Genomic DNA, 6,520 nt, shown 5'->3' on the forward strand with positions numbered 1-6,520 from the left:
CAACCGTCGTCGCCGCTCGGGCGGCTCCGGCGATGGCGCGGCGCCCCAGGCGCAGCCCGCGTCCGAGTGACCCGACCGTGATCGCCCGCGCCCATCAGCGGTGCGGCGCCCATCAACGGTGCGGCTGAGTGTCGCTTTTCGAGCAGAATCCACTTAACGGTGCGGCTGAGTGTCGCCAGGCTCCGGCCTACGCCCGCTGAGCGACCAACGCTTCGTACGCGGCCACCGACGTAAGGTTCTCCCCGAGCCGGTTGGGCTTGCCCGTGCCGTGGTAGTCGGAGGACCCGGTGCGGATCAGCCCGTGCCGCCCGGCGAGCGCCGCGAGCCGCTCCACCTGCGACGCGTCGTGATCGCGATGGTCCACCTCGAGCCCCGCCAGCCCGGCCTTCGCGAGCGACGCGATCACCGAGTCCGGCACCACGCGACCTCGGGCATGGGCTCCCGGGTGGGCGAACACCGGCACGCCGCCCGCCGCCCGGATGGCGCGCACCGCCTCGTGCACGTCAGGCGCGTAATGGTGCACGTAGTAGCGCGACCGGTTCGCCAGCACCTCGACGAACACCTCGTCGCGCGACGCGAAGTGCCCCCTCGCCACCATGGCATCCGCGATGTGCGGCCGTCCCACCGTGGCCGCGTCGCCGGATCGCGCGACCACGTCCTCCCACTCCAGCGCGTAGTCGACGGCGATGCGCTCGACCATGGTCCGCGCCCGGCCCACCCGCGCCTCGCGGGTGCGCGCCAGGATCTCCGCGAGCGCCGCATCGTCCCCTCGCGGCCAGTACGCGAGCATGTGGATCGACACCCAGCGGTCCTTCGCCGAGACCTCGATCCCGGGCACGAACCCCAGCCCCAGGCGGTCCGCCTCCGCCGCGGCCTCCTCCCAGCCGTCCGTCGAGTCGTGGTCCGTCAGGGCCACGATGTCGAGCCCGGCCTCGGCGGCCTCCCGCATCACCTGGGCGGGCGCGCCCCTGCCGTCGGAGACCGTCGAGTGGGTATGGAGGTCGATGCGCACGTCGCCAGTATGTCGCGGCGACCCTCACCCGCACGGACGATGCCGTGCCCGCGCCACCGCGCATCGTCCCCCCACCCCCGTGCGACCATGGACCGGTGAACGACAAGGAAGAGACCAACAGGTCCCGCGCCACCCGCCCCACCTCCGCCGAATTCAAGGACTTCATGGGGTCCCGCTGGGCCCCGCACGAGGACATCGAGGTCACGCGGATCGCGGCGGCACCCTACGCCGCGCGGCGCCGCGAGCGTCTCAGCGCCCTGTTCCCCGGCGAGCTCATCGTGGTCCCCGCGGGCAACCTCAAGGTGCGCTCCAACGACACCGACTACCGGTTCCGCCCCACCACGGACTTCACGTACCTGACCGGCCTGGGCATCGACCACGAGCCGGGCGCCATCCTGGTCATGCAGCCGCGCGAGGGGGAGGGCCACGAGGCCACGCTGTACCTGATCCCTCCGGTCGGGCCCGGCCACGAGGGTTTCTACTCGGACGCCCGGTCCGGCGAGTTCTGGATCGGTCGCCGCCCGAGCCTCGCCGACTTCACGGCCATGACAGGCATCGCCACCAAGCCGCTCTCCGACCTCCCGCCCATCCGCCTCGCCGCGCACCCGCGCAAGAAGGTGCGCGTGGCGCTGGCCGAGATGCGCTTCGTGAAGGACGAGTACGAGGTCCAACAGCTGCGTGACGCGGTGGACGCGACCATCGCGGGCTTCGAGCGCGTGGTGGGCGTGCTGCCCCGCGCGATCGCCCACAAGCGCGGCGAGCGCGTGGTCGAGGCGACGTTCGACGGCCACGCGCGCGAAGAGGGCAATGCGGTGGGGTACGAGACCATCGCCGCCTCGGGCCCCCACGCGACCACGCTGCACTGGATCTCCAACACGGGTCAGGTGCGCGAGGGCGACCTCCTGCTGCTCGACGCCGGCGTGGAGGTCGAGAGCCTCTACACCGCGGACATCACCCGCACCTTCCCCGTCGACGGGACCTTCTCCCCCGCACAGCGCCGGGTCTACGAGGTGGTCCTCGAGGCGGCGGACGCGGCCTTCGCCGCCGCCAAGCCAGGGGTCCGGTTCCTCGACGTGCACTTCGCCGCCATGGCCGTCATCGAGAGGCGCCTCACCGAGTGGGGCATCGTGCCGGAGGCGGACGATCCGGAGTCCAAGCTGTACCGCCGCTGGATGGTCCACGGCACCTCGCACCACCTTGGACTCGACGTCCACGACTGCTCCGAGGCCAAGGCCGAGCTCTACCGCGAGGGCATCCTCGAGCCCGGCATGGTCTTCACCATCGAGCCCGGCCTGTACTTCCAGGAGGGCGACCTGGTGGCGCCCGAGGAGCTGCGAGGCATCGGCATCCGCATCGAGGACGATGTGCTGGTCACCGAGGACGGCGTGGAGAACCTGTCCGCGGCGCTCCCGCGGGACCCGGACGCCATCGAGGAGTGGATGCGTCGCTTGAGGCGATGACCCGCCCCGCGATCACCGCACGGGAGGGTACTTCCCGGGATCCGGGTAGACGATGATGCCGCCGCCCTGCGCCTTGGTGGTGTTCCAGTGTGCCGCGAAGCACGGCTCGATCTTGTCCCACAGGAAGTGGCGCGAGGCGGGCGCGGCGCGGATCTTGTACCACTCGTAGCTCGCGTACGCGACCAGGTCCGCCAGCTGGATCAGCTCGCGATCCCACGTGCTGAGCCCCGCGTCGATCCACACCGGCTTGTCGATCAGCAGCCTGAAGTTGGGCCGGTTCTTGCCCTTCGAGGTCAGGGTCCGCAGGTCCTCGCGCATCGCACCGCTCTTGAAGTACGCCTCGTGCTCGTCCTGCTGGTCCGCGACGAAGACGGCTCCTTCGCCGCGATTGACATGCTCCAGCGTGAGCGCGACCCGCGCGTACAGCTGCGCGTAGGCGGCTCCCAGGGGGTTGGCGCGTGAACCGGACTCGAGGATCGCCCGCTTGTCCACCACCACGGAGAACACCAGCGGCCGGAACTTTGCGAACACCTGCCCCAAGTCCCGCAGCAGCAGGTGGAGCCGGTGCAGATCGTCCACCGCCGCGTAGCCCGCCGGGACGTCGTCGTGGGCGCCGTCGCGGATGTTGTGGTCGAGGTGGGCCAGGTGCTTGCCCTTGAGCTCCGTGTCGCCCCACTCGAGCCGCGCGGCCGCGTCGCCGAACGCACGCTCCTTCACCGCCTGCAGCTCGAGCGCGAGCGGCTCCCGGGAGGAGTCGTGGACGCCCACCGCGCTCAGCACGAACAGCTCGCTGGCGCCCGGCGCCCGCGTCCGCCCATGCGTGGGAGCGGCGAACCTCATCGAGGTCCCGCCCGACTCGTCCACGTAGAACAGCAGCATCGTCCCCCCTTGGGCGTCGCCTCACTCGACGGTACCGGCTGCGCCCGGCTCGCCGCGCGGTCAGGCGCGCAGCCCCAGGCCGCCCCGCCGCTAGGCCGCCCTGTCGGCCAGCGTCTTGATCCCCAGCCGCATCTGCTCGGGCGGGAGGTAGAACGGCAGCCGGAAGCGGTCCGCGCCCTGACCGGGCACCACGCAGAACGCCGCGCCCGCGACGATCGGCACGCCCGCACGCTCGGCCCGCTCGGCGAATCGCTCGGCGGAGGCACCCGGCATGCGCACCCACAGCGACGGGCCGCCCACGGGCTCGACCACCTCCCAGTCCAGCCCCGCGTCCGCGATCGCCTCCAGGGTTGCGTCGAGCGACTCGCGCAGCGACTCGAGCCGCCACGCGAGCGTGTCCTCGAAGTGGTCGCGCAGCAGGCGCGCGCCCACGCGCTGGAACAGCGCCGGGCTGCCCAGGTCCATCGCGGCTCGGCGGTGGCGCAGCTGGGCGGCGAGCGTCGCGTTGGTGTGGAGCCAGCCGATGCGCAGCCCGCCCCAGAACACCTTGGAGAGCCCGCCCACGGTCACCACCGAGGCCGCCGTCCCCAGGGCCGCGAAGGGGCGACGACGGTCGCCGGCGAGGGCCAGCTCGCCGATGGTGCGATCGTCGATCACCGTGGTCTCGGTGGACGCGGCGGCGTCGAGAAGGCGCACCGCGTCCGCGTCGGACAGCGCCGTGCCGGTGGGGTTGTTGAACGTGGTGACGTAGGCGAGGTCGGGGCGCGCGGCCCTCAGCATCTTGATCGAGCCGTCGACGTCGAGGCCCGCCTCGGTCATCGGCAGCGCCACGGGCCTGGACCCGGCCGCGGCGATCGCGTCGAACACCCCGGGGTACGTGATGGACTCCAGCGCCACCGGGGTCGAGGAGGTCGCGAGCGCGGTCACCGCGAGCCACAACGCCTGCTGGGCACCGGCGGTGAGCACCACCTCATCGGGGCGTGCGGCGAGCCCGGACGCGCGCAGGTGGTCCGTCACCGCCAACGTCAGGTCCCGGTCCCCAAGCGCCGCGTAGCCGTTGCCCACCGCCGCGACGCCGCCGAGGAACCGCTCCGGCGCCGCGAGCGCCTCGGACACCACCGGCGCCGGCGGCGGCGACGCCGTATTGAGCGCCACGAGCGGCTCCTGCTGGCCTACCAAGATGCGTGAGAACCGGTCCTGCGCCGTCAGCGCCGTGACCCCGCGCGAGCGGGTGCCCAGCCGCGGCGCCGAGCCCGGCGACGCCTCGAGCCAGCCCTGGTCCCGCAGCCGCTGGTATGCCGCGGTCACCGTGTTGCGGGACAGGTGGAGCCGCGCGGCGAGCGCGCGCTCCGACGGCAGTCGCGAGCCGTGCTCGAGGGAGCCCGCCTCCGCGAGCGACACGATCGCGTCGGAGAGCTGGTGGTAGAGCGGTCCGGTGCCCGACTTCCAGTGGTCGAGCACGCCGGAGAGCTGATCGGCGGTGGTGCGCATGGGTCCATCTCAGCGCCTACTGGCCCCCTTGGGCAAGTGCCAGACGTGTCCGCCGTGGCCCTTTCGCTCCGGTGCCAGTCGACGCACCATGGTGGTCATGAGCACCGTCGACCTCACCCCGGCCCTCACCAGCCCGCGTTCACTCGCCCTCACCCGCGAGCGCATCGCGCTCGTCACGGAAGCCGCCCGCCGGGCGGGCGTGTACCTGGCCGGCGCCGCGCATCGTCCCGTCGCACCCACCCCGGCCGCAGTCGCCGCGCTCGACGTCTTCCGCCGGCCGCTCCAGGACGGCCGGATCGACGCGCGCGAGGTGCTCGCGGAGCTCGACGCGTTCGGCTCGCCCGCGACGGTCGCGCAGTCGATGGGGCGCTACTTCGGCTTCGTCAACGGAGGGGTCGACAACGCCGCCGCGGCCGCCGCGGTGCTGGCGGGGCAGTGGGATCAGAACGCCGCGCTGCCAGTGATGTCGCCCACCGCTGCCGCGCTCGACGAGGTCGCCGCCGGGTGGGTGGTGGACCTCCTGGGCCTGCCCGCCACGGCCACCGCCACCTTCACCGCCGGAGCCACCCTCGCCAACCTCACCGGCATCATCGCCGGCCGCGACGCCCTGCTGGCGCGTGCGGGCTGGGACGTGCACCAGCGTGGCCTGTTCGGCGCCCCTCCGCTGCGCATCGTCACCGGCGAGGAGTGCCACGCCTCCGCCCTCAAGGCGCTACGCCTCGCCGGCCTGGGCGTGGACCGCGTGGAACGTGTGGCCACGGATGCTTACGGCGCGATCGACCCCGCCGCCTTCCCCGCCGACACGGACGCGCTCACGCTCGTGGTCCTCCAGGCGGGCAACGTCAACACGGGCGCATCCGACCCGTTCGAGGCGATCATCCCCGGCGTGCGCGAGCGCGGCGGCTGGGTGCACATCGACGGCGCGTTCGGGATGTGGGCCCAGGCCTCGCCGGCGCTGCGCCACCAGGTCGCGGGCGTGCAGCTCGCCGATTCCTGGGGGACGGACGCCCACAAGTGGCTCAACGTGCCCTATGACTCGGGCATCGCGATCGTCCGCGAGCGCGCGGACCTGGAGCGTGCGATGTCGATGCAGGCGGCCTACCTGGCCGCGGCGGATGAGCGGCCCGCCATCCACCTGGGACTGCAGATGTCCCAGCGGGCCCGCGGCGTCGAGACCTGGGCGATGTTGGCATCGAACGGGCGATCCGGCGTCGCCGACCTGGTCGAGCGCACGTGCGCCCACGCCCGCGCCTTCGCGGACGCGCTCTCCGCCGCGGGCGCGGACGTGCTCGCGCCCGTGGCCCTCAACCAGGTGCTCGTGGCGTTCGGCGAGGCCCCCGGAGGGCGGGGGGACGATGCGGTGACGGCTGCCGTCATCGACGCCTCCCAGGCGGAGGGGACGATGTGGGCCGGCGGCACCGTCTGGAAGGGCAGGAGGGCGATGCGCATCTCCGTGTCCGACCAGGCCACCACCGCCGACGACGTGCGCGTGAGCGTCGAGGCCCTGCTCGCGTGCTGGGAGCGGGCCCGCGGCTGAGGTCGCGGGCGGCCTGCCTGGCATCCCGGGAGTTCCGGCACCCCGGGACTAGGCTGTGCGCATGAGCACCGGAGTCGACCGCGTCTACGTCGCGCGCCTCGCGGGCACCCCCGTCTTCGACCCCATCGGCGACGCGGTGGG

5 protein-coding genes are annotated in these 6,520 nt (G+C 73.0%); 2 read left to right on the forward strand and 3 right to left on the reverse strand.

Annotated elements, in window-relative coordinates:
• Positions 1 to 187: 187 nt before the first annotated feature.
• The gene (locus Q0L54_RS09580) at positions 188 to 1,012 is read right to left on the reverse strand and encodes a PHP domain-containing protein (RefSeq protein WP_296667597.1); all 825 of its coding nucleotides are present in this window, start codon (positions 1,010 to 1,012) and stop codon (positions 188 to 190) included.
• A gap of 95 nt (positions 1,013 to 1,107) precedes the next feature.
• Here Q0L54_RS09580 and Q0L54_RS09585 point away from each other — a divergent pair, with 95 nt between their 5' ends.
• Positions 1,108 to 2,472 (forward strand): aminopeptidase P family protein, encoded by a 1,365-nt coding sequence (locus tag Q0L54_RS09585; RefSeq protein WP_296667599.1) that lies wholly within the window; start codon positions 1,108 to 1,110, stop codon positions 2,470 to 2,472.
• A gap of 12 nt (positions 2,473 to 2,484) precedes the next feature.
• Here Q0L54_RS09585 and Q0L54_RS09590 read toward each other — a convergent pair whose 3' ends face one another.
• Positions 2,485 to 3,351 carry a DUF3800 domain-containing protein gene (locus Q0L54_RS09590; protein ID WP_296667601.1) on the reverse strand — a complete coding sequence of 289 codons (867 nt, stop codon included), beginning with the start codon at positions 3,349 to 3,351 and terminating at the stop codon, positions 2,485 to 2,487.
• 90 nt (positions 3,352 to 3,441) lie between these two features.
• Positions 3,442 to 4,842 carry a PLP-dependent aminotransferase family protein gene (locus Q0L54_RS09595; RefSeq protein ID WP_296667602.1) on the reverse strand — a complete coding sequence of 467 codons (1,401 nt, stop codon included), beginning with the start codon at positions 4,840 to 4,842 and terminating at the stop codon, positions 3,442 to 3,444.
• A 97-nt stretch (positions 4,843 to 4,939) separates the two neighbouring features.
• On the opposite strand from Q0L54_RS09595, the gene Q0L54_RS09600 reads away from it, so the two are divergent.
• Positions 4,940 to 6,379 (forward strand): pyridoxal-dependent decarboxylase, encoded by a 1,440-nt coding sequence (locus Q0L54_RS09600; RefSeq protein ID WP_296667606.1) that lies wholly within the window; start codon positions 4,940 to 4,942, stop codon positions 6,377 to 6,379.
• Positions 6,380 to 6,520 lie beyond the last annotated feature (141 nt).

Origin of the sequence: Demequina sp. (assembly GCF_024642165.1) — a bacterium.
GTDB lineage: Bacteria > Actinomycetota > Actinomycetes > Actinomycetales > Demequinaceae > Demequina.

What these genes read in the sequence shown, in the direction of transcription:
- Q0L54_RS09590 (WP_296667601.1), bottom strand. Translation starts at nt 3,351, where the DNA reads ATGCTGCTGTTCTACGTGGACGAGTCGGGCGGGACCTCGATGAGGTTC.
- Q0L54_RS09595 (WP_296667602.1), bottom strand. Translation starts at nt 4,842, where the DNA reads ATGCGCACCACCGCCGATCAGCTCTCCGGCGTGCTCGACCACTGGAAG.
- Q0L54_RS09600 (WP_296667606.1), top strand. Translation starts at nt 4,940, where the DNA reads ATGAGCACCGTCGACCTCACCCCGGCCCTCACCAGCCCGCGTTCACTC.